The 22,551-nt window shown below is 47.2% G+C and carries 24 protein-coding genes and 1 other annotated feature; all 24 genes read left to right on the forward strand.

Annotated elements, in window-relative coordinates; translation table 11 throughout:
* The first annotated feature begins 169 nt into the window (after positions 1-169).
* Entirely contained in the window at positions 170-1,375 is a 1,206-nt protein-coding gene (locus P5G61_RS31485) for an SPOR domain-containing protein (protein ID WP_301250073.1), read from the forward strand.
* A gap of 145 nt (positions 1,376-1,520) precedes the next feature.
* Complete coding sequence (locus tag P5G61_RS31490) at positions 1,521-1,763, forward strand: DUF4321 domain-containing protein (protein WP_024633972.1); 243 nt, start codon at positions 1,521-1,523, stop codon at positions 1,761-1,763.
* Between the two features lie 93 nt (positions 1,764-1,856).
* Complete coding sequence (locus P5G61_RS31495; protein WP_079347334.1) at positions 1,857-2,468, forward strand: Maf family protein; 612 nt, start codon at positions 1,857-1,859, stop codon at positions 2,466-2,468.
* A 35-nt stretch (positions 2,469-2,503) separates the two neighbouring features.
* Complete coding sequence (radC, locus tag P5G61_RS31500) at positions 2,504-3,193, forward strand: RadC family protein (protein ID WP_024633970.1); 690 nt, start codon at positions 2,504-2,506, stop codon at positions 3,191-3,193.
* 194 nt (positions 3,194-3,387) lie between these two features.
* The gene (locus P5G61_RS31505; protein WP_063568116.1) at positions 3,388-4,422 is read left to right on the forward strand and encodes a rod shape-determining protein; all 1,035 of its coding nucleotides are present in this window, start codon (positions 3,388-3,390) and stop codon (positions 4,420-4,422) included.
* Positions 4,423-4,611: 189 nt separating this feature from the next.
* Complete coding sequence (gene mreC / locus P5G61_RS31510; RefSeq protein ID WP_301250075.1) at positions 4,612-5,484, forward strand: rod shape-determining protein MreC; 873 nt, start codon at positions 4,612-4,614, stop codon at positions 5,482-5,484.
* On the forward strand, positions 5,484-6,017 hold the full coding sequence (gene mreD, locus P5G61_RS31515) for a rod shape-determining protein MreD (protein WP_301250076.1): 534 nt from the start codon (positions 5,484-5,486) through the stop codon (positions 6,015-6,017). The genes mreC and mreD overlap by 1 nt, the downstream gene beginning before the upstream one ends.
* Positions 6,018-6,090: 73 nt before the next feature.
* The gene (gene minC / locus P5G61_RS31520) at positions 6,091-6,753 is read left to right on the forward strand and encodes a septum site-determining protein MinC (RefSeq protein ID WP_301250077.1); all 663 of its coding nucleotides are present in this window, start codon (positions 6,091-6,093) and stop codon (positions 6,751-6,753) included.
* 3 nt (positions 6,754-6,756) lie between these two features.
* The gene (gene minD / locus P5G61_RS31525; RefSeq protein WP_053783092.1) at positions 6,757-7,551 is read left to right on the forward strand and encodes a septum site-determining protein MinD; all 795 of its coding nucleotides are present in this window, start codon (positions 6,757-6,759) and stop codon (positions 7,549-7,551) included.
* Positions 7,552-7,781: 230 nt separating this feature from the next.
* A complete protein-coding gene (locus tag P5G61_RS31530) occupies positions 7,782-8,666 on the forward strand; it encodes a M23 family metallopeptidase (RefSeq protein WP_301250078.1) in 885 nt (294 codons plus the stop codon).
* Complete coding sequence (locus P5G61_RS31535; protein ID WP_301250079.1) at positions 8,659-9,519, forward strand: M50 family metallopeptidase; 861 nt, start codon at positions 8,659-8,661, stop codon at positions 9,517-9,519. Before P5G61_RS31530 ends, P5G61_RS31535 begins: the two co-directional genes overlap by 8 nt.
* A gap of 106 nt (positions 9,520-9,625) precedes the next feature.
* Positions 9,626-10,876: an Rne/Rng family ribonuclease gene (locus tag P5G61_RS31540; protein ID WP_301250080.1), complete on the forward strand. Its 1,251-nt coding sequence runs from the start codon at positions 9,626-9,628 to the stop codon at positions 10,874-10,876.
* 56 nt (positions 10,877-10,932) lie between these two features.
* Positions 10,933-11,017, forward strand: a sequence feature (ribosomal protein L21 leader region).
* A 14-nt stretch (positions 11,018-11,031) separates the two neighbouring features.
* Positions 11,032-11,343 (forward strand): 50S ribosomal protein L21, encoded by a 312-nt coding sequence (gene rplU, locus P5G61_RS31545; RefSeq protein WP_062328098.1) that lies wholly within the window; start codon positions 11,032-11,034, stop codon positions 11,341-11,343.
* 13 nt (positions 11,344-11,356) lie between these two features.
* Positions 11,357-11,686: a ribosomal-processing cysteine protease Prp gene (locus P5G61_RS31550; protein ID WP_301250081.1), complete on the forward strand. Its 330-nt coding sequence runs from the start codon at positions 11,357-11,359 to the stop codon at positions 11,684-11,686.
* Positions 11,687-11,709: 23 nt separating this feature from the next.
* Entirely contained in the window at positions 11,710-12,021 is a 312-nt protein-coding gene (rpmA, locus tag P5G61_RS31555; protein ID WP_024633959.1) for a 50S ribosomal protein L27, read from the forward strand.
* A gap of 151 nt (positions 12,022-12,172) precedes the next feature.
* A complete protein-coding gene (locus P5G61_RS31560) occupies positions 12,173-12,910 on the forward strand; it encodes a Spo0B domain-containing protein (RefSeq protein ID WP_024633958.1) in 738 nt (245 codons plus the stop codon).
* Positions 12,911-12,927: 17 nt separating this feature from the next.
* A complete protein-coding gene (gene obgE, locus P5G61_RS31565) occupies positions 12,928-14,238 on the forward strand; it encodes a GTPase ObgE (RefSeq protein ID WP_024633957.1) in 1,311 nt (436 codons plus the stop codon).
* Between the two features lie 227 nt (positions 14,239-14,465).
* On the forward strand, positions 14,466-14,903 hold the full coding sequence (locus P5G61_RS31570) for an ACT domain-containing protein (RefSeq protein WP_024633956.1): 438 nt from the start codon (positions 14,466-14,468) through the stop codon (positions 14,901-14,903).
* Between the two features lie 94 nt (positions 14,904-14,997).
* Positions 14,998-16,284, forward strand: a complete 1,287-nt coding sequence (locus tag P5G61_RS31575; RefSeq protein WP_024633955.1) for a homoserine dehydrogenase — start codon at positions 14,998-15,000, stop codon at positions 16,282-16,284.
* 121 nt (positions 16,285-16,405) lie between these two features.
* Positions 16,406-17,476 carry a threonine synthase gene (gene thrC, locus P5G61_RS31580; RefSeq protein WP_064635832.1) on the forward strand — a complete coding sequence of 357 codons (1,071 nt, stop codon included), beginning with the start codon at positions 16,406-16,408 and terminating at the stop codon, positions 17,474-17,476.
* Complete coding sequence (thrB, locus tag P5G61_RS31585) at positions 17,473-18,441, forward strand: homoserine kinase (RefSeq protein WP_301250082.1); 969 nt, start codon at positions 17,473-17,475, stop codon at positions 18,439-18,441. Before thrC ends, thrB begins: the two co-directional genes overlap by 4 nt.
* Entirely contained in the window at positions 18,438-19,319 is an 882-nt protein-coding gene (gene pheA / locus P5G61_RS31590; RefSeq protein ID WP_301250084.1) for a prephenate dehydratase, read from the forward strand. Before thrB ends, pheA begins: the two co-directional genes overlap by 4 nt.
* Before the next feature lie 140 nt (positions 19,320-19,459).
* Positions 19,460-20,344, forward strand: a complete 885-nt coding sequence (ilvE, locus tag P5G61_RS31595) for a branched-chain-amino-acid transaminase (protein WP_024633951.1) — start codon at positions 19,460-19,462, stop codon at positions 20,342-20,344.
* 193 nt (positions 20,345-20,537) lie between these two features.
* Complete coding sequence (locus P5G61_RS31600) at positions 20,538-22,145, forward strand: LysM peptidoglycan-binding domain-containing protein (RefSeq protein WP_301250085.1); 1,608 nt, start codon at positions 20,538-20,540, stop codon at positions 22,143-22,145.
* The last annotated feature ends 406 nt before the right edge of the window (positions 22,146-22,551 follow it).

Consider the following 22,551-nt stretch of genomic DNA (forward strand, 5'->3'; position numbering starts at 1 on the left):
CTGACGCCGGTAGAGTACCGACGCCAGTTTGCAGCCTAGGGTCTTTTTATAATGTCTACAAAATGGGGTCTTGACCATTTCGAAGCGGGCGGTTTTTTGCATGAAATGGAATGTTTCAGATTCTCTCCGCATATAGCTGTTATAAATGGGACAAAGGAGAGGGTACGGGGTGAGCAATGCTAGAATGACGTTTCGTTTTGGGGATAACGAGTCGGACAAGCCTGAAAACAAGGGGATACCCACATCCAGCACATTTGCCGCTTTGAGTGAAGAAATTTCGCACAGTCCAACACCGACGCCAACGCCAACGCGGTTAAATACAACGCCTTCATGGACACCAGAGGATATACCCGGTGACTGGGGAGAGACGATGCTGACAGGCTCCACTGTACCTGAACCTTACCAAAGAACGGACAAGAATGAGATACTTGATGAGCCCGAATACAACTATAATCACCTTACTGCATATCCGGGAGATGAGGACGAGAGCAGATCGGACGAGAATTATGGTGATCATAATTGGATTGCAGATAGTGAAAATTACTCTTATAAGCGAAATCGTCCCCCGAGGGGCTGGAAAATGATTGGTTCAGTTACCGGTGCGCTTGTAACCGGGGCCCTCTTCGGCATGGTTATTCTTTCTTTTTTCAATCGGGAAGGGGCCGTAGATCCTGGGAGCAAGATTCCCGCTAATCAGGCGGTGTCGGCTGTGACAGGTCAGGGGGGAGTGGTTGGTTCGGAACAGCAGCTCCAAGCAGCTACAACAGGCGGCAGTTATTATGCACTGCAATACGGTGTCTTCAGTTCTCCTGAACGCGCTGAACAGGCGAAGGTGGAATTGTCCCAGGCAGGCATTGCAGCAGGCTCTGACCCGGAGGATGGTAATCGGGTATACGCAGGCATTTCGGCTGACCGTGAGGAGGCCAAGCTGCTTAGCACAAGGCTTAAGGCCGAAGGTGTGGAACTGTACGTCAAGGAAATCGTCAACCCTGAAGTGAACCCAGCAGTATTCGGCGGAAAAGCAGAGGATGTTCAGCAGTTCTTCGCAAGTGGATCAACTTTGGTAGAACAACTGTCTACCCTCTCGATCCAGCAGCTCGGTCAAGCTGTTCCTGAAGCTGTCTCAGCGGAAACGATGACCGCACTACAGAACCAGCATCAACTCTGGCTGACTGGTTTGAATAGTATTGCACCGGGTCTGAGTGCAGACGTACAACCCTATGTATCCGCGATGGAAAAATCGATGAACAGTGCGGTAACCGCACTTGCCGAATACAACAAAAATCCGGCGAATGTGCATATGTGGTCTGTACAGTCCGATCTGATGGAATATGTATTACAGCAAAAAAAATGGCTTGAGGCGATAAAACAGTAATCAACGCTTTCCCATAACACAGCCTTGAAATACCTGTCCGGCAAGGAACTGGAAATAGTTCCCCTTGCCGGATTTGTGTTTGTATTGACGTACAAAACCCCGTATAATAATGTGGGTGTCAAAAAATGGCGAGGGAAGATCACCGATGAAAAAAAACTTCGGCATGTTATTGCTGTTTCTGCTGCTCGGCTGGCTGGCCGGTGCGTGGATCGCCAAGGCACTGCAGCCTGTAAAGGCCGTTGCCTTTTTAACGAAAGCCACGACCATTCGTTGGTCGCCGCAGGCTGATCTGGATATTATCAGTTATGATATTTCACTTCAATTTCAAATGAGCCTCCTGAGTCTGATTGGTATTATTGCTGCTGTATGGCTGTATCGCAGGTTATAGGAGAATGACGAATTTTGACGAAGAAACTAAAAAAATGATATCTACTAGCGTGATCCGATAGGATTGTCGCCGTAGCATAAGGGGCCGGTTATTTTGGATAAAACAAAACAGCGTCGCATTATTCTGGCTTCCACTTCGCCACGGCGTAAAGAACTGATCGCATCACTCCATCTAGCTTTTGAAGTAATACCAAGTCATGCCGATGAAGATACACCGCCGGAATGGACTCCTGAACAGACGGTACAGGAGCTTGCGATGCGTAAGGCGCTTGCCGTTTATCGTGGGCTGGAAGGCCGTGAACAGGATGCGGTTATCGTGGGTAGTGACACAGTTGTCGTTCTGGACGGTGATATTCTTGGCAAACCCGTAGACGAAGCGGACGCTGAACGTATGTTATCTCGTCTACAGGGACGTGTACACCGTGTTTTCACGGGAGTAGCCTGTATTGATGCAAACAATGGGCAATCTATGGTTCAGTATCGACAGACTGATGTAACGATGAAGGAACTGTCTGAAGCTACGATTCGTGCGTATGTTCAGACCGGGGAGCCTTCGGACAAGGCAGGATCATATGCCATTCAGGGCATTGGTGCTTCACTGATAGACCGTGTTGAAGGATGTTATTTTAATGTGGTGGGCCTACCGTTGTCCTTGCTTAGCGATATGCTGGATGGATTCGGCATACATGTACTGCCGCGTACATGAAATTCCGCAATTGACGATCTGAAAAGAGGGAACATATGGAGTCGCCTCAATATATGATGCGCGACATCCCCCAGGAAGAACGCCCGAGAGAACGCATGATGGAATACGGGGCGGGCGCCTTAAGCCATGCTGAATTGCTGGCGATTTTACTTCGAACGGGTACAAGACAGGAATCCGCAGTGCATATGGCACAGCGGATTCTGACCGAAGCGGGTGGAATTCGCTCGTTGATGGATCTGAGCTTGGAAGAACTGACTGCGATGAAGGGAATCGGCATGGCCAAGGCTGTACAGCTGAAAGCCAGCATTGAGCTTGGTCATCGGATTGCGAAGAGCAGACTTACACAGTCCACTTCCATCCGTACCCCTCGTGATGCAGCCGATATCCTTACCGAACAATTACGTTACTTGCAGAAAGAACACTTTGTGTGTCTTTTCCTGAATAGCAAAAACCACATTATTGCCCAGGAAACACTCTCCATGGGTAGCCTTAACGCTTCGATTGTACATCCGCGTGAAGTGTTCCGGGCTGCCATCAAATGCAGCAGCGCCTCTATTGTGTGCGCACACAACCATCCCAGTGGTGATCCTACGCCTAGTCCAGAGGACATCCAAATAACCAAAAGACTGATCGAGGCCGGCGCAATTGTTGGCATAGACGTGCTGGATCACATTATTATCGGAGATGGAACGTACGTAAGTTTGAAGGAGAAGGGCTTAGTATAATATAATGGTTGGCGTTGATGTTTTCCTATGAATGTTGACGGCGTTGTCCGTAGAAGATAGGTTCACTTTACACATGCAAAGCAATGCAACACAAAACAAATGCGAATATTAGCTCCGCCATTGTGGTGGGAATGAAAATGAAACGCTCTTGATGAACTGGGGCGGCTATATGAGGCAGAAAAGGAGATTACGTCATGTTTGGTGGTTTTACGAAAGATTTGGGTATTGATTTGGGGACAGCGAATACTTTGGTTTATGTACGTGGAAAAGGAATTGTGGTGCGCGAACCTTCGGTTGTCGCTATACGGACAGATACAAAAACCATCGAGGCAGTAGGTGAAGCCGCCAAAAAAATGATTGGACGTACACCAGGTAACATTCGTGCCATTCGACCAATGAAAGATGGCGTTATTGCCGATTTCGATACAACGGCAACGATGATCAAATATTTCATCCGTGAGGCGCAGAAACAACGCTCCATGTTCCAGCGTCATCCTAACGTGATGGTATGTGTACCATCCGGTATTACTGCAGTAGAACAACGAGCAGTTGAAGATGCAACCAAACAGGCTGGAGCACGTGAAGCCTATACGATTGAAGAGCCTTTTGCAGCTGCCATTGGTGCAGACCTGCCTGTATGGGAACCAACGGGTAGTATGGTTGTCGATATTGGTGGCGGTACAACGGAAGTGGCTGTCATCTCTCTTGGCGGTATTGTAACAAGCCGATCGGTTCGTGTAGCGGGTGACGAGATGGATGAATCCGTGATTCAATATATTAAACGCCAGTATAATCTGATGATCGGTGAACGTACATCGGAGCAGTTGAAGATGGATATCGGATCAGCTATGCCGCTTGAGCAAGTGGAAACCATGGAAATTCGTGGACGCGACCTCGTTACAGGCCTGCCGAAGACGATTACGATTACTTCGGATGAAATCAGCGAAGCTCTGGCGGATACGGTGAATGCCATTGTTGAAGCTGTAAAAGTAACATTGGAGAAATGTCCGCCTGAGCTGGCAGCAGATATTATGGACCGTGGTATTGTTCTCACAGGTGGCGGCGCATTGCTTCGCAATCTGGACAAGCTGCTTGCTGGTGAGACAGGGATGCCTGTTATCGTAGCAGAGAACCCGCTCGATTGCGTTGCAATCGGAACAGGTAAAGCGCTTGAGAATATTCATTTGTTCAAGAGCAGAAGCAGTTCGGCAGTTCGCTCCAAACGATAATTGATATCTCCCCATTCTTGGCTCGCTTATCGACCAAGGGGAATGATATCAACGAAGAGGACCTGGCTTAGGCTGGGAGAGCTATTACCCGCATACCCGGGGAGAATGGACTAATATTCTCGAAGGGACTATAAGTCTGACAGTCTCCCCGCCGGGCATGGCTCGGAAGAGAATAATGGATGTTAGAGGGTGGTCGAACTGTTTAAACTGCTGGGTAACAAAAGACTTTTTGTTTTGCTGGTGGGCCTTGTTACATTTATCGCGTTAATGGGCTTTACGCTCGGTCCGCGAACCGCTCTATCCTGGCCGGAGAAATTCCTGAAGGATTCAGTCGGATTTGTACAATACGTATTTTACAAGCCCGCTTCTTCTGTAGCGGGCTTTTTTAAAGATTTGGCGAACATGCGTACGGTATATCAAGAAAATGAAGAGCTTCGCATTGCGATGGGTCACTATACCCGGGATCGGCTGAAATACAATGATATGGAACAGGTGAATGAACAGCTTCAGAAAGCACTCAATTTTACCGAGGAACAAAAGAATCGGTATAACTACGGTTCACGAATTGCTCAAGTTATCAGTGCCAATTCCGACCCGAACAGCAGAACGATTAATATCGACATTGGTGAAAATGCGGGAATTAAGGCTGGGATGGCTGTGACTTCGCAGGAAGGGCTGGTTGGGGTCGTTAGTCATGTCAGCTCATATACGTCCACAGTTAATCTGTTGACTTCCATGGACGCCAATGATCCAACATCCAATGCCATTGCAGCTACAGCGGTTGGTAAAGAAAAAGTGTTTGGTATGATCGAGAGTTATGATCCGAAGACCGGAATGCTCAAAATGACCAAGATCTCGGAAGACTCCGATATCAAAGAAAATGATGAAATCATCTCTTCCGGAATTATCAACAATTTTCCAAAGTACATGCGTATCGGAGAAGTGAAGAAGGTTGAGAAAAGCGAATATGGCTTAACACAAACAGCTACAATTAAGCCATACGCAAGCTTTCTGGACTGGAAAGAGCTGATTGTGATTATCCCGCCAGAGGTAAAAGAATAATGGTGACGCGCAAGCAAGTCTTATTCCTGCTGCTGTTCGTGTTGTTCATTGCGGAAGGAACGATTCTTCCGCTACTCATTCCTTCGGGCTGGCAAATGCGAATTTCTGCGAATCTGGTTTACATCGTGATTTTATTTATCGCTGTATATCATCATCGGCACACGGCGTTGGTGCTTGGCATATTTTTTGGGCTGCTGCATGACGTCGTATTTTACGGCGAAATGATTGGACCATATGGATTCTCTATGGGACTCTCAGCATATGTGATGGGCCTTATTTTCCAAGCGCCGCGTGCACCACTGCCTGTTATGGTATCCGTTGTCCTTTTGGGAAGTCTGCTGAATGACACCATGTTATTCTTTCTGTACAAGCTCTTCCAACTCAATCATGTGACATTTGACTGGGCGTTGCTTGAATACATGATTCCCAATTTGTTCATTCATTTTGTGTTCGCGCTGATCATTTATGTTCCTCTTCGGAAACAACTGGAGCGGATTGGTAAGAGAAAGAGCAAAGCACAAGAAGCTTCTTGAACCATTTTTGGAGTGGGAAGCAGGAACTTGGGGACCCGGGCACGAAATGTAATGAGATGGGAGGGACAGGCTTATGACGGTAAAATCGAATCACGTAACGATTAAAGGCATCCGAGACGGCCTGGTTTTCCTGTTGGACGATCAATGTGAATTCGAGGAATTGCTCTACGAGCTCCGCTATAAGCTGGAACACAGCCATCAAAATATTTTGACCGGACCGATTGTTCATGTGGATATCAAACTGGGCAGCCGGGAAGTGACGGAGGACCAGAAAGAAGCAATTCTTGATATATTGAAACAAAAAGGGAATTTGCTCATTCGTTCTATCGACTCACCGGCCCTTAAACCAGAGGCTAAAGGGCCGCCGCCGATTGTCACCATGTGTGGTATGGTACGTTCTGGACAGGTGCTTCATCACGAAGGGAATCTACTGTTTCTTGGAGATATCAATCCGGGGGGCACAGTGACGTGTACCGGAGATATATATGTTTTGGGTTCACTCAGAGGCATGGCTCACGCTGGAATTGGTGGGGACGAAGACTCGATCATTGCCGCTTCGGTATTTGCACCGACGCAGCTGCGGATCGCCGACATTATCAGCCGTCCTCCCGATGAGTGGGAGAGCCGAGAGACCGGAATGGAATTTGCTTATTTACAGGACAATCAGATGCAGATCGACAAGATGAGCAATATCGTTCGGTTGCGCCGAGATTTTAATGTGTTTAAAGGAGTGTAGCTCATGGGAGAGGCGATCGTGATCACTTCGGGTAAAGGCGGCGTGGGTAAAACAACCACCTCGGCAAACATCGGGACAGCGCTGGCGCTGCTCGGCAAAAAGGTTTGTCTGGTAGATACCGATATCGGCCTTCGCAATCTGGATGTCGTGATGGGACTCGAAAACCGGATCATTTATGATCTGTGCGACGTTGCAGACGGCCGCTGCCGACTGAATCAGGCTTTGGTCAAAGATAAACGTTTCGAAGAATTATATATGCTGCCTGCAGCACAAACGAGAGATAAGAACTCTGTGTCACCCGAACAGGTGAAGGACATTATCCTCGAATTGAAGAAAGATTTTGAATACGTCATTATTGATTGTCCAGCCGGAATTGAGCAAGGGTTCAAAAATGCGGTTGCGGGAGCGGATCAGGCGATTGTAGTCACTACACCAGAAAATGCAGCTGTCCGTGATGCGGATCGTGTCATTGGTTTGCTGGAGAGTTCACATATTCAATCACCAAAACTGGTCGTGAACCGTATCCGTAACAATATGGTTAAATCAGGCGACATGCTCGATATTGACGGCATTTTACAAGTACTTAATATTGACCTAATCGGGATCGTTCCTGATGATGAGCTTGTCATCAAGGCAGCCAACTCGGGAGAGCCTACGGTAATGAATCCGGATTCACTTGCGGCCATTGCCTACCGTAATATTGCCCGTCGTATTCTGGGGGATACCGTTCCTCTGATGCAATTGGAGCAGAAAAAGGGTGCTTTCACACGTTTCAAAAAGTTTTTTGGGATGGGTTAACCCATTCTTCCTCATCACATTCATGTATGACAGCCGCGGCCCTCAAGCCCGGCTTTTTGATTATTAGAGGGCATTTTATTTATTAAAGGTGTCTTTTATAGAACGGGATATGTACTTCACAGGAGGGCTCCACGTGGTGGGGTTATTTTTGCTTCCGGCCGAAGCTTGTTCATATTATGAACGAGATCCTCATAGGATGTAGTAAACAAGCCTCGGCAGGAGGACATTCCATGAATACGAAACTCAGAATCAAGCAGAGAAGAGAAGAGCGCATTCGGCGGCTAATGGATGGTGCTACAGAGGAAATTATGCAGCAGCGAGAATCGGGCCCGGTATCCGATAAGCGTACATCTGCGCAACGTCAGCCTTTCTCGTCTATGGATATACAAGAAAAGCTACGAACGGCAAGATCTTCACTGGCAGAACAGGAAAGAGACCCGGAATGGCTGTGGAAAAAAGAGAATGGGCACTATGGTCCTGGCGGCCATCCACGCTTCAATCTGATGAAGTCTTTCGTGGGACGAACAGTGGTTAGCATTTTATTATTCGGCAGCGTTTGGGGATTATTCCAGTTGAATACCTCGTGGACGACACCTGCCAAAACCGTGATCGCCGATATGTTACATCGGGATATGGACTTTGCGTATGCCGCTGCGTGGTACGAACGTCACTTTGGCGGAACGCCATCATTCCTGCCTGTTCTTGGACATACCACCGATCCTGTGAACGGCTCGGGTATTCGGCACCTGCTGGGTAAACCGATCTCTGGAACCGTTGTTCAACCTTTTGCACTGAGCATGAAAGGCATTGAAATTGTTCCCGAAGCCGGTGGCGCAGGACTTGTTCAAGTCGTCAGTTCCGATGCCGGACGAGTGCTGCAAGTATTGGATGATCCGGAAAATGGGACAACGGTTGTAATCCAGCACTCTGGTCAAGTTACAGCCATATACGGACGCTTGAATGAAAGTGAAGTTCAGGTGAATGATTGGGTAGAAGCGGGTGACGCGGTCGGCAGCCTGAAGAAGACTGGAAATGATCAACCTGCCACATTGTATTTCGCTGTAAAAGAAGGCGAGCAGTACGTAGATCCTGCGGAAGTGGTAGCCCTTGATTAGGTTATGGGGTGTGCATATTTCGTTTCATCCTTTTTTTGTGATCATCATGATGGCCTCCCTGTTGACCGGAAACTTTATTGAACTCATCACGCTGTTTGCCATCGTTTTTATTCATGAATGTGGACATGCTGCAGCGGCAGCCCTTCTGGGCTGCCGTGTCCTTTCGATACAGATGCTTCCTTTTGGAGGTGTCGCCGTTATTGAGGATGGCGGAAATATTACAGCTCGTCGGGAGATCATTATCGCGTTGGCAGGCCCTTTTCAAAATATGCTCATGGTTGGAGTCGTTTTACTGTTGAAATATGGCAACCTGGGGGACCCGGTATTTTTGGATTATATTATACAGGGGAATCTGCTGATTGCCCTATTTAACCTGCTACCTGTGTTGCCGCTGGATGGCGGTAAAGTTGTACAGGCACTCGTCAGTCTGGCTGCTCCCTACTATACGACCTTGATGTGGACCTACAGAATCAGCATCCTTTGCAGTGCAGGGGTTATTTTGGTTGCCATCGGTCGCTGGTTTACTGGTGATTACGGATTACCATTAAACATCCTGTTGATTGGGATTTTCCTGTTTTATTCCAACGTGACAGATTACCGAAATATTCCATATCGATTTATCCGATTTCTGATGAATCGTGAAAGTGCATTCACCCGCCATGCAGCTACAGGAAGTTTGGCGCAGCCGATAATCTCATTTCCGGCGAAACCTTTGGAGCCTATTTTGCGTCTATTAAAGAGAGAAAGATACCATATGATATACGTGATGAATAGACAGGGAAGAATCATGGCCGTTTTGCCTGAGCAGCGAATCATCGGTTCTTATTTCAAACAAGACACGGATAAGTTGTAGCATCTTTGGTGGATCTGTCCTGATTTGGGTTAATACATGTACAATGAGTATGGCAAAGAAACAGAATGGATGTGGATGATTTGAATGATCTTCTAGAGGTAAAGCCATGAAACAAATGATTGTACATAATGAACATAACCTCATGCAAATGGCGCTTCTGGAAGAGGGCAAAGCTGTAGAATTCATGGCAGAGCGTACACGCGAGCGTGGACTGCTGGGTTCGTATTTCAAAGGACGGGTAGTGAACGTGTTACCAGGTATGCAAGCAGCTTTTGTGGATATCGGTCAGAAAAAGAATGCTTTTCTGTATGTGGACGATGTATTGCATCCCAACCTGGAGAAACAACCGAAAGTGAAGCCCTCGATTTCGGAGCTGCTTCGTCCAGGCCAGGATGTCATCGTCCAGGTCCTGAAGGAGCCAGTAGGAAGCAAAGGAGCCAGAGTGACGACTCATTATTCGCTACCGGGCCGCTGGCTTGTCTACATGCCTTTAGCGGACTATGTAGCCGTCTCCAAGAAAATTGCCCGTGAGGGAGATCGATCCCGCCTCAAGTCGCTGGGTGAACAACTGAGACGGGACGAAGAGGGGCTTATCATACGGACCGTATCCGCAGAGGAACAGAGGGAAGCCATTCAGGCCGACCTGGAAACATTACGTGCGCAGTGGCGTCTAATTCGTGAAAAAGCGGATAGTTTGCCTTCACCAAGCCTGCTGCATCGGGATCACAGTATGGTTCAGCGGATCATTCGGGATGTGTATACGCCTGGCAGCGATGAAGTCATTACGGACAATGAAGTACAAGCCCGTGAATTAAGTGTTTTGCTGGAGGAAATCTGTCCAGGCCATCAACCTAAAGTACAGGTGTACAGGGGAGAAGAATCGATTTTCGCCGCTTATCGTGTACAGGAGCAGTTGAACAAGGATTTTGCCCGCAAGGTATGGTTGCCTGGAGGCGGATATATTGTCATTGATCATACCGAGGCGCTTACTGTAGTCGATGTCAACACAGGCAAGTACACGGGAGCAGGCGGTGATAGTCTGGAAGAGACTGTAACGGAGACGAATATGCAGGCAGCGGTTGAGATCGCCCGTTTAATGCGTCTTCGGGATATCGGCGGCATGATCATTGTGGACTTCATTGATATGGAGGAAGCGATGAATCGGCAGGAAGTTGCGGTAACGCTGGAAAATGAACTCAAGAAGGATAGAACCAAGGCTTTTGTCATGGGTTGGACCAAGCTAGGTCTGCTCGAACTTACCCGTAAAAAGGTACGGGAAGAGAGCACGCTCCCTTATGTGGAGCCGTGTTCTTCCTGTCATGGTACAGGCAAAAGATATATTTCGCCGTTGCATTGATTTTTAATATAGTTGGTGGTATAATCATCAGGTATGTGTTTAGCCTATTGGTCTTGCACATGCTGTAACCGCACTGGCCGGGTACAAGAACAGTTCCGCAAGGACACTGTCACCTGAGACCGGGCGAGTCTGAGACATGAGGAGGTGCAAGGCAAATGTACGCAATTATTGAAACAGGTGGCAAACAGTACAAAGTCCAAGAGGGCGATGTTCTGTTCATCGAGAAATTGACTGCGAACGATGGCGAAAGCGTAACGTTCGACCGTGTCCTGGCTGTATCTAACGATCAAGGTTTGACAGCAGGTACACCATTGGTTTCCGGAGCAACTGTAACGGCTAAAGTGGAGAAACATGGCAAAGGACAAAAGGTTGTTGTATACAAATACAAACCTAAAAAGAACTACCATGTGAAGCAAGGTCACCGTCAACCGTATACAAAAGTAACTATCGAAGCAATCAAAGCGTAAGAAGGTGCGATAAGTGATTATCGTTCAAGTCTTTCGTAATGATGACGGGAGCATCGATCGTTTCTCCATCAAGGGGCATGCTAATTTTGCCAAGCGGGGAGAAGACATCGTATGTGCCGGGGTATCCGCTGTCACAGTGGGTACGGTGAACTCAATCGAAACACTGACTGGTGTCGAAATGGATGCCAAGATGAAGAATGGCTTTTTAAGCGCTTCTTTACCGGTGTTGGAGAAAGACGGAATCTGGTCCCAGGTACAATTGCTACTCGAATCCATGGTGCTTATGCTCACTGATATTGCAGAGTCATACGGACAGTATATTAAGATAGAGCAAGTCAAATAATTAAAGAAGGAGGACAACCAATCATGTTGAAATTAAATCTTCAGTTATTCGCATCGAAAAAAGGTGTAGGTTCCACGAAGAATGGTCGTGACAGTAACGCACAACGCCTTGGCGTTAAACGTGCTGACGGTCAAACAGTAACTGGTGGTAGCATTCTCGTTCGCCAACGCGGTACGAAAATTCACCCAGGTACTAACGTGGGTATCGGTAAAGATGACACTTTGTTTGCGAAAGTTGACGGCGTTGTGAAATTCGAACGTTGGGGACGCGATCGTAAAAAAGTAAGCATCTACCCTGTAAATGTTGCTCCAGTAGCAGCTGCAGTAGAAGCATAATATCGGCATTCCGCCTAAGGAGCCTTCGGCATTTTTGCCGGAGGCTTTTTGTATTTTTAGGTTATTCGATAATGAACTGGCAGAAAAGACATGTTATACTTGTGTACGGTGGGGATTAAACCAACCGAGTTTTGTAGAACGGGGAGAAGCCATGAAATCTTGGAAAAGAGTGCCGTGGATTGCGGCATGTTCACTTCTGATTCCTTTGGTTTTCGTTATGCTGTATCCAGTGGTTATTTCAATGGCTGTGTACGCATTGTGGTCCGTCGCGGTGCTTTTTGTTTCTGTGAACGTGATGAAAAGACAGGCAGAGGCGGAACGCAGAACCATCATACAATCTATGGAAAAGACAGCAATTGCATCATTAAATCATCATAGGCATGATTGGATGAACGATCTTCAGGTGTTATATGGATATCTTCGGCTGGGCAAACTTGATAAATCAGTGCAATGTGTGGAAAGAATAGTAGAGCGAGTTAACGAAGAAAGCCGAATCTCCAGATTGGGTATTCCTTCACTCGTTTTTTATCTTCAATCTTTCCGGACCAGTGGAGTCGCTCTGGAATTGCATGTGGTAGTAGAGGAAGAGTTACAGCTTAGTGCTCTGGTCTCTCCCGAGGATGGCGAGTCACTTACGGGGGCGATTGCCGATGCGATTCGTGCCTATCAATATGGCGGCGGCCGGTCGTCTTGGGGAGAGGTTCGCAAACTGACCTTGAACTTCGGACAGGACCATGGAGATGTGGTTGTTCGGCTGGATGGGGATCAAACACCCGATCCGGAAACACTGCGGCAGCTCAATGCCGTACTCAAAGGAAAAAAAGTCAGAACGGAGCAGCTTCCGTCTGAGGATACGTTTATACAATTCAGAATGCCTTGCGGAATATAGGAAGAAGGGGTTAACCAATGTTTGTAGATAAAGCTAAGATTTATGTGAAAGCCGGAGACGGAGGGGACGGAATTGTTTCGTTTCGTCGTGAGAAGTATGTACCGAACGGCGGACCTGCCGGGGGAGATGGAGGCAGAGGAGCTGACATCATTTTCCGTGTGGATGAAGGTCTGCGTACGTTGATGGATTTCCGTTACCAACGTCACTTCAAGGCCCCTCGCGGTGAGAAGGGACGTAATAAAAGTCAGCATGGCGCGAACGCTGAGAACATGATTGTACGTATTCCACCAGGGACTGTGATTTTGGATGAAGACAGTGGAGAAGTACTGGCTGATTTGACACGTCATGGTCAACAGGTTGTTGTTGCTCGTGGTGGACGAGGCGGACGGGGAAATATCCGTTTTGCCACGCCTAACAATCCAGCGCCAGAACTGGCCGAAAATGGTGAAGAGGGCGAAGAGCGGTACATCGTACTTGAGCTTAAGGTCATGGCAGATGTCGGTTTAGTTGGTTTCCCGAGTGTTGGTAAATCCACGCTGTTGTCTGTTGTATCGGCAGCCAAGCCAAAGATTGGAGCCTATCATTTTACAACGATTACACCTAACCTGGGTGTTGTTGGTGTGGGAGAAGGCCGCAGCTTTGTTATGGCCGACTTGCCGGGTCTGATTGAAGGTGCTCATGAAGGTATTGGACTTGGGCATGAGTTCTTGCGTCACGTTGAACGGACGCGTATCATCGTTCATGTCGTTGATATGTCTGGTTCCGAAGGACGTGATCCGTTCGAAGACTGGCAGAAAATCAACGAGGAACTGAAATTGTACAATCCTGTTCTCGCCGAAAGACCACAGGTTGTAGCAGCGAATAAAATGGACATGCCAGACTCCGAAGCTAATCTTGAAGAATTCTTGCAGAAGGCTCGTGAGGTTCAACCGGATATTGAAGTTATGCCTATTTCATCCCTGACACGGAAAGGGATTCAAGAGCTCTTGTATCGTGCCGCTGATCTGCTGGATCAAATTCCGGACGAGCCAGTGGTTGAAGAAGTGGCAGACTTATCCGAACGTAAAGTGTACAGCTTGGACAAGAAAGAGGACGATGGCTTCCGTATTGTACGGGAGAACGAAATCTTCGTTGTCGAAAGTGCCAAGATTGAACGTATGATGAAACGGATGCAGTTGAATTCCCATGAAGCCATTCTCAAACTGGCGCGTACATTGCGGTATATGGGTGTGGATGCGGAACTGCGTAAACGCGGAGCTGAAGAAGGCACCATTGTACGCATTGGCGAATTTGAGTTCGAATTTGTGGAAGGCAGCAGCTACTACTAAGGCAGTTGGCCGCTATGTACAAATAAAGGCTAGAACATACGCAGAGAAGTGGGAGATGACCCGCTGCTCTGCGTTTTTTTATTTTTTCTTACCTGCACGCAGGATAAACTTGTATACTGTTAGGAACAGTTTTTCAAAAATAGACATGTAACGTATTGCCCTTTTGGAATAGATCCTTTATAATGTCCACTATATGAATACATGAGTCTTTGAGGAGAGGACGTTCTGTGAACGAACGCTATTACTTAGTACGGGAAGACATTTTGCCAGAGGCTGTAGTGAAGACCATGCAGGTTAAAGAACTGCTGGCTTCCGGAGATGTCAAAACAGTTCATGAGGCGGTTGAGCAGGTTGGATTAAGCCGAAGTGCTTTTTATAAGTACAAGGATGGCATCCATTTGATCAACCAGCTTGAACGGGAGAGAATTGTAACGATCTCCATTGATTTGGAGCATCAGTCAGGAATACTGTCTCGTGTGCTCGGACATGTAGCTGGTTATGGAGCCAACGTGTTAACCATTAATCAAAGTATCCCGCTCCAGGGAAGAGCCAACGTTGTCATTTCGGTGGAGACATCGCATCTCCATGGGGAAATCGGAGAAATGCTCGATCGGATGCAGGATATGCCCGGGGTTCGACGCACGCGCATTGTAGGCCAAGGTTAAATAGACGTTATCTTAAAACGTTTAGGTATAAGTTGTATGGATGGTTGAATCGTACAGGGGTGAAGGAGAAAAAGACAATGGGGGTAGAGCGTTGGTGAAACCGGTAAAAGTGGGATTGTTGGGTCTGGGTACGGTGGGTACTGGGGTCGTTCGCATCGTGGAAGGGAATCAGGAGGATCTGAGCAGTCAGGTTGGATCACCGATTGTCATAGAGAAAATTGCAGTGAAGAATACGGAGAAAGATCGTGTCATTGCTGTAGATCGTGCGAAGCTCACGGTAGATCCCTGGGAAGTCATTCGTCACCCGGATATTGATGTTATCGTGGAAGTGATGGGCGGCATTGATCAGACCAAAGAGTATATTCTTGAAGCGCTGGAGCGGGGCAAACATATCGTTACGGCAAATAAAGATCTGATGGCTCTGCACGGTTCCGAGATTTTGGCCAAGGCACAGGAAAAGCAATGTGATGTCTTCTATGAAGCGAGTGTGGCAGGGGGCATCCCGATCATCCGCACGCTGATTGAAGGCTTCTCATCCGACCGGATTACCCGCATTATGGGGATAGTGAACGGAACAACGAACTTTATTTTGACCAAAATGAGCCAGGAAGGCGCCTCGTATGAAGAGGTTCTGGCAGAGGCTCAAGCACTCGGATATGCAGAAACCGATCCAACATCGGACGTCGAAGGACTCGATGCAGCTCGCAAAATGGCGATTCTGGGTACGCTGGGCTTCCGCACCAATGTCGAACTGAAAGACGTGACCGTTAAGGGGATTACATCCGTAACCCGTGAAGATATTACGTATGCCAAAAGACTCGGCTACGAGATGAAGCTGCTGGGTATCGCAGATCGTCGGGATGATGAGATCACGATTAGTGTTCAGCCGACGATGGTAAGACAAAATCATCCGATTGCTTCCGTCAATGGGGTGTTCAACGCGGTGTATGTTCATGGCGAAGCTGTAGGTGAGACGATGTTCTACGGTGCAGGTGCAGGTGAGCTCCCGACGGCAACTTCTGTAGTGGCGGATATCGTGGCTGTGATCAAAAACCTCAAACTGGGTGTGAATGGTCTCAAAGCGATTGTGCCTTATAAACAGAAACGCTTGCAAAGTGACGAGCACATTATGTCGAAAAACTTCATTTTGCTGCATGTGGATGACAAGGCAGGGGTACTGGCGCAAATTACTCAAATCTTCGCTGAATACGAAGTCAGCCTGGCTTCAGTTGTACAACAGCCAAACGAGCATAACCCGGATGCTGAGATCATCATCGTTACGCATAACGCTAGCAAGGCGAGCATGGATAAAGTATTAAAACACTTTGAATCCCTTGCCGTCATTCGTCGCATTAAGAGTGTGTATCGGGTAGAAGGATAATTCGTTCCCAAATTACGGTTTGAATTTTCAGGTTGAAGTCCAGGTTTTAAGGTACACGATTAACCATATAGATGTATGCAATCATATTCGATTTATTAATTGACAAAGGAGTTTACCCACAATGAGATATCAAGGATTACTGCAAACGTACAGAGAGCACCTGCCGGTTAATGAAAATACACCCCTGCTTACGCTTCACGAAGGAAACACACCCCTGGTTCATGCCGAGAATCTGTCCGAGGAACTTGGATTGAATTTATATTTCAAATATGAAGGTCTGAATCCAACAGGTTCATTTAAAGACCGCGGAATGGTTATGGCTGTTGCTAAAGCGATGGAAGAAGGCAGCCGCACAATTATGTGCGCATCGACAGGCAACACTTCAGCGGCAGCAGCAGCCTATGCGGCTCGTGCGGGTCTGAATTGTATCGTATTGATTCCGAATAACAACATTGCGCTGGGTAAACTGGCTCAAGCCATGATTTATGGAGCCAAGGTGATTGCGATCAATGGCAACTTTGACCGTGCATTGGAAATTGTGCGTGAGATTACAGCCAAACATCCAATTACGCTCGTGAACTCCGTGAATCCGTTCCGGATTGAAGGACAGAAAACGGCTGCCTTTGAAGTGATTGAACAGCTTGGTCAGGCACCTGATGTACTCGCAATTCCGGTGGGGAACGCAGGGAATATCTCAGCCTACTGGAAAGGATTCAAGGAGTACAAAGAAGCAGGCAAATCGAATTCCCTGCCTCGTATGGTCGGTTTTGAAGCGGAGGGCGCCATGGCGATTGTCAAAGGTGAACCGATCCTTGAGCCTGAAACCGTAGCAACAGCTATTCGAATTGGTAATCCGGCAAGTTGGAAAACCGCTGTAGCTGCAGCTGAAGAGTCTGGCGGACAGATTAACTATGTTACTGATGAAGAAATTCTGACAGCCTATCGTACGATCGCTGCTCGTGAAGGGATTTTTGCTGAACCTGCGTCTGCTGCTTCTGTTGCCGGTGTATACAAACTGAAGAGTGAAGGGTACTTTAAAGGCGGAGAGACTGTGGTTTGCGTACTGACAGGACATGGCCTCAAAGATCCTAATATCGCAATCAAAACGGTAGCGACTGAGCCGCTTGTTGTGGAAGATTCCGAGGAAGCGGTTATGGCGGCAATTGCGCAACTGGAGCAACAATCGGTATGAGCTTGAAGCCAAGGGTAATCGTTAAGGTACCTGCAAGTACAGCCAATCTGGGTCCAGGGTTTGATACCCTGGGCATGGCATTGTCTTTGTATGCCTGGCTTGAGATGAAACCGGCTGAGCAGACGATATTCCATTTACATGGGGATCATCTGACTGGTCTTCCAACAGATAAATCCAATTTGATATATGAAGTTGCACAGATGGTCTTCAACGAAGCGGGGGTCTCGGTGCCGGAGTTGGAGATTTCCATGTATTCCGATATTCCGCTTACTCGGGGACTGGGAAGCAGTGCATCTGCTATCGTAGCTGCATTGGCTGCTGCTAATGCATTAATTGGCTCTCCATTATCTGATGCCAAGCTTCTTGACATGGCTACGTCGCTGGAGAAACATCCGGATAATGTAGGTGCTTCACTATATGGAGGTATCATTACAGCAGCGTGGGATGGCAGTCGGGTAGACCACATTCGCATTGAGCCGCATCAGGATTTGCAAACTTTGGTCATCGTGCCGGACTTCGAGTTGTCCACTTCAAAAGCCAGAAATGTAATTCCACAGCAGTTCGACAAATCGGATGTCATTCACAATATAAGCAGGTCATCCTTGCTTGTTGCTGCCTTGGCCAGTGGAAGATTGGATATGATTCAAAAGGCGATGTCAGATCGGATTCATCAACCTTACCGGGCATCCTTGGTACCCGGCATGGCTGATATCCTGGAGAACGCGGTTAGTCATGGCGCGCTTGGAGCCGCTTTGAGTGGAGCTGGACCTACCGTGTTGACGATGGTAGACCGTCATGATACCCGTAAGCTTGAGCTGGAGCAATATTTAATAGACACGATGAGCCGTGAAGGCATCACTGCATCGGCATTGTGGTTAGATCCGGACCTGGACGGTGTTACCGTGCTGCCTGATCAAGATGAAAGTCCTTTTATGGACAGAGTTAAAGGGGAAGTTAACGCATGAAACGAATTGCTGTATTACCTGAAGGTTCCGTTTCTCATGAAGCAGTAGATTTTCTGTTTAATGGGGAGCCTTTGGAATTGCTTCATTCCAAGCTGATTTCTGATGTTTTCCGTGCTACGGATAGTGGAAAGTCCCAGTACAGCGTCATACCCATCGAGAATACGATTGAAGGCTCAGTAAGCTTGCATATGGACTGGCTGGTTAACGAAGTGGACATTCCGATGCAGGCAGAATGGGTGTATCCATCCATACAAAATGTGATTGGGCATGGTTCCGAGTTCAGGACAGAGAGTGGTGAATATGATTTCGGGAAAATTACGAAGATCATGTCCCATCCCGTAGCGATTCCGCAATGCCAGAATTTTATTCGCCTGCATTCACCTGGAGCAGATCTTGAGGGTGTGAACAGTACGGCGGAGGCTGTAGAAATTGTGAAAAGAAATCCTGGCAAAGGCTGGGTTGCGATCGGCACAAGGCTTGCTGCACAGAAGCATGGTTTGGACATTATGGCTGAACGGGTTACCGACCATGACAACAACTATACTCGTTTTGTGCTGATAGGTCATGAGCCAGTACAGATACCACGAGAGCCTGATCATGTGAAAACCAGTTTGCTGGTTACATTACCTGAAGATGCGCCGGGTGCATTGCATCAGGTGCTGTCGGCTTTTGCCTGGCGAAAACTGAACCTGACCCGACTGGAGTCACGTCCAACGAAGAAAAGGTTGGGTAGTTATTACTTTTACATTGATGTTGAGGAAGGTGCAGATTCCGTATTGCTTACCGCAGCGATGGCTGAGATTGAGGCTTTGAATTGTCAGGTGCGCGTTCTTGGCAGCTATCCGTGTTATACATATCCTTCGTTAAAAACGACCTGAATCAGGGCGAACATTGTTGAGGATTGTCATAAGACTGGGTAAAATGAGCAAGAATTAGCTTGTCATTTGTTGTACAATGAACGAGATAAATCTAGTTTCGGAATCAAGGAATGGAAAATATTATGGAGGTGCAGTCATCGGTGTCAGAACAATGGATTTATTTGGATGGTCAATATGTGACCAAAGAGAACGCAACCGTTTCGGTTTATGATCATGGATTTTTGTATGGAGACGGTATTTTCGAAGGCATTCGGATTTACAACGGTAACATTTTCAGATGCAAAGCGCATTTGGATCGTTTGTACGATTCGGCTAAATCCATCAGTCTGAACATTCCACTGTCTTATGATGAGATGCTGGAAGTGATGGCTGAAACGGTACGTCGTAATGATATGCGTAACGGTTATATTCGTCTGATCGTTTCGCGTGGACCTGGTAATCTGGGGCTTGATCCGCTCCGCTGCCCTAAAGCATCCGTTATCATCATTGTAGAGCAACTGGCGATCTATCCGGAGGAAGCGTATCTTACCGGGCTGAAAGCAGTGTCTGTATCCCAGCGCCGTAACATCCCTGATGCCCTTAATCCAAAAATTAAATCATTGAACTATCTGAATAACATCCTTGTTAAAATTCAATCCACCTATGCAGGTGCCGGTGAAGCGATTATGCTGAATTCCCAAGGATATGTTACGGAAGGCTCCAGTGATAACATCTTTATTATTAAAAATGGTGTGGTCTATACGCCACCTTGTTATCTTGGAGCACTCGAAGGAATTACACGTCAGGCCATTATCGATCTGTGCGGTGAGTTGGACCTTGAATTAAAAGAAGTGCCATTTACGCTGCATGATGTGTATATTGCTGACGAAGTCTTTTTCACTGGAACGGCTGCAGAAGTTATTGCTGCTTATGAAGTAGACGGCAGAACGATTGGAACGGGTGTCGCAGGTCCTGTAACCTTGAGACTGCTGGAAGCGTTTCGTCAAATTGTCGACAAAGACGGGTACAAAGTTTGGGAAGATTAATGGCACGACCTGAATAGGGGAGTAAGAAATCCTTCATGTCTCAGAAATTCAGCATACCCGGAGTATGCGGTTTTTGGGGCAGGAAGGATTTTTTTTGTATAGTTGATGTCATTAGCCTAATTTCTGCATAGGATGTAGTAACGGTATGGGCGAATGTACTGCCCAAGTATCACGTCTAGGAGGTTAGTTCCAAGTGAAAATACACATGGTGAAAAAAGGCGACACATTATATCTGCTGTCCCAAAAATATAATGTAGCGTTGGACAAAATTATCGCAGCTAATCCGCAAATTGCAGATCCCGACAAGTTGGAGATCGGCATGAAGGTCAAAATTCCCGCGGAGCCTGTAACACCAAAGCCCGAAGGCATGTTGCACAGTCATAAAGTTCAGCAAGGCGATTCATTGTGGAAGCTGTCACAGGCATGGGGGATTCCGTTGAAAGACATGATCAATGCCAACCCGCAATTGAAAAATCCAAATGCTCTTCTTGTAGGGGAAACCGTGTACATCCCATCAAGCAATGCAGGGGGAAATCCGGCTTCAGAGAACGGTGCATCATCCAATGTTGCTCATGAGAAGCTGTCACCAGAAGGGAAGGAATACACGGGAGTTAAAGAAGAAACAGCACCAGTTGTACCGGTAGTCCCAGTCCCTCCGCCAGCACCGGAAGTCTCCAATTCGGTACCTGCAAATCCGGTCATACCTAATATCAAGCCAGAAGTGGAAGTTCTACCACAATTACCTGAAATTCCTGAAGAGAAGCCGCAGAAGGAAGCTCACAAAACAGAAAATACTAAATCCGAAGTGCAATTAAAACCGATAACTGAAGCGCCGACGTATACGATGCCTAATATTTCACCTGAAGTCATGCCTTTACCTGTAATGCCTAACAACAACACGAAATGGCCTACAGAGGTGGCGCCTGCTACCAAAGCTCCGTGTGGTTGCGGCAGTAAAATGCTTCATGCTCCTGCCGAGCATCCGTATGCTCAAGTTCCTGTTCCAGCACAAGAGGTTTATACTGCTCCACAAAACATGTACACGGCTGGGGCGTATGACAATAATACTTTCCCGGGTATACCAGAAGTGAGTCCGTACTCCATGGGTAATACATCGAATACGCCTTGGACCAGCACAGAGTATAATCATAACAACGTTATGCCAAACGTATCTGCTGAAATGCAAAACAACTTATATCCGATCGCTCCAGCAGGTCAGGTGAACAGCCCATTTCCTCCATTTGCAGCCAATGATCATATGAACCACCAACCACCTCACATTTCTCCTTACTCTATGCTTCCGTACCCGCCATGTGGATGTGGCAACCATCATATGCCCAATCATCAATACCCATATCCCTCACATAACTATCAGAACCCAGGATGGGGCACATACAATCCATACGGGATGCAACCCGAAATGACCACATCCATGATGCCAAATCAGCCAATCGAGTATGCGTATCAAAACCCATATCCTACTCAGAACATGGTGCCGCCGTCTCCGCTTGGTGCATTTGGTGAAATGTATCCTCCACAAGGCAAGGGGGAAGGCAAAAAGGGCGGACGTGACGAGGCAAGTCTAAGCCAGTCGGCTACAGAGAATGAGGCTGAGTTTAATATTGAAGCGAAGCCAAAACAAGCAGCCAAAACAGGAACCGCAAAACGCAGAACATCCAGACCTGCTGCAAAAGCCAAATCCAAAGTATCTGTGTCCGGGAAAACATCAAGAGAGCGCACCGGAACATCCAATAAACGCAGCTCAGACAAAAAGCGTAGAAATCCATGGATACAACAATAACATTGTAGAGTAAGTGCAAAGCATTAAACTTCAAAAGGCCGACTGTCAGAAGAGTTGGCCTTTTGGGTATTGTATTAAAATAGGAGAATACAAGAGCGTAATGGTAATGTCTCGTCTGCTAGGACTCTTAGTAGATCTCAAGAAAGCCATATTATGCGACGTTATGAATAAGGAGATAGTGCTTCAAATCAAAATAGTTTTAGCAGGGAAGTCGGGGATTTAGAATCTATTAAATGTTTTTTGAAAAAACTATTGCATTGGTTTCGTCAGTGTGATATATTATTTAAGTCGCCGCTGAAACACAGTGTTGACACGGTAAAGAGTAATACAAACAAGTTTGATCTTTGAAAACTGAACAACGAGTGAGTAACGATCTTGCTTGCAAGATCGACGCTGAGAAATCGGT

This window comes from Paenibacillus vandeheii, from assembly GCF_030433635.1.
In the GTDB taxonomy this organism is placed as follows: Bacteria; Bacillota; Bacilli; order Paenibacillales; family Paenibacillaceae; genus Paenibacillus; species Paenibacillus vandeheii.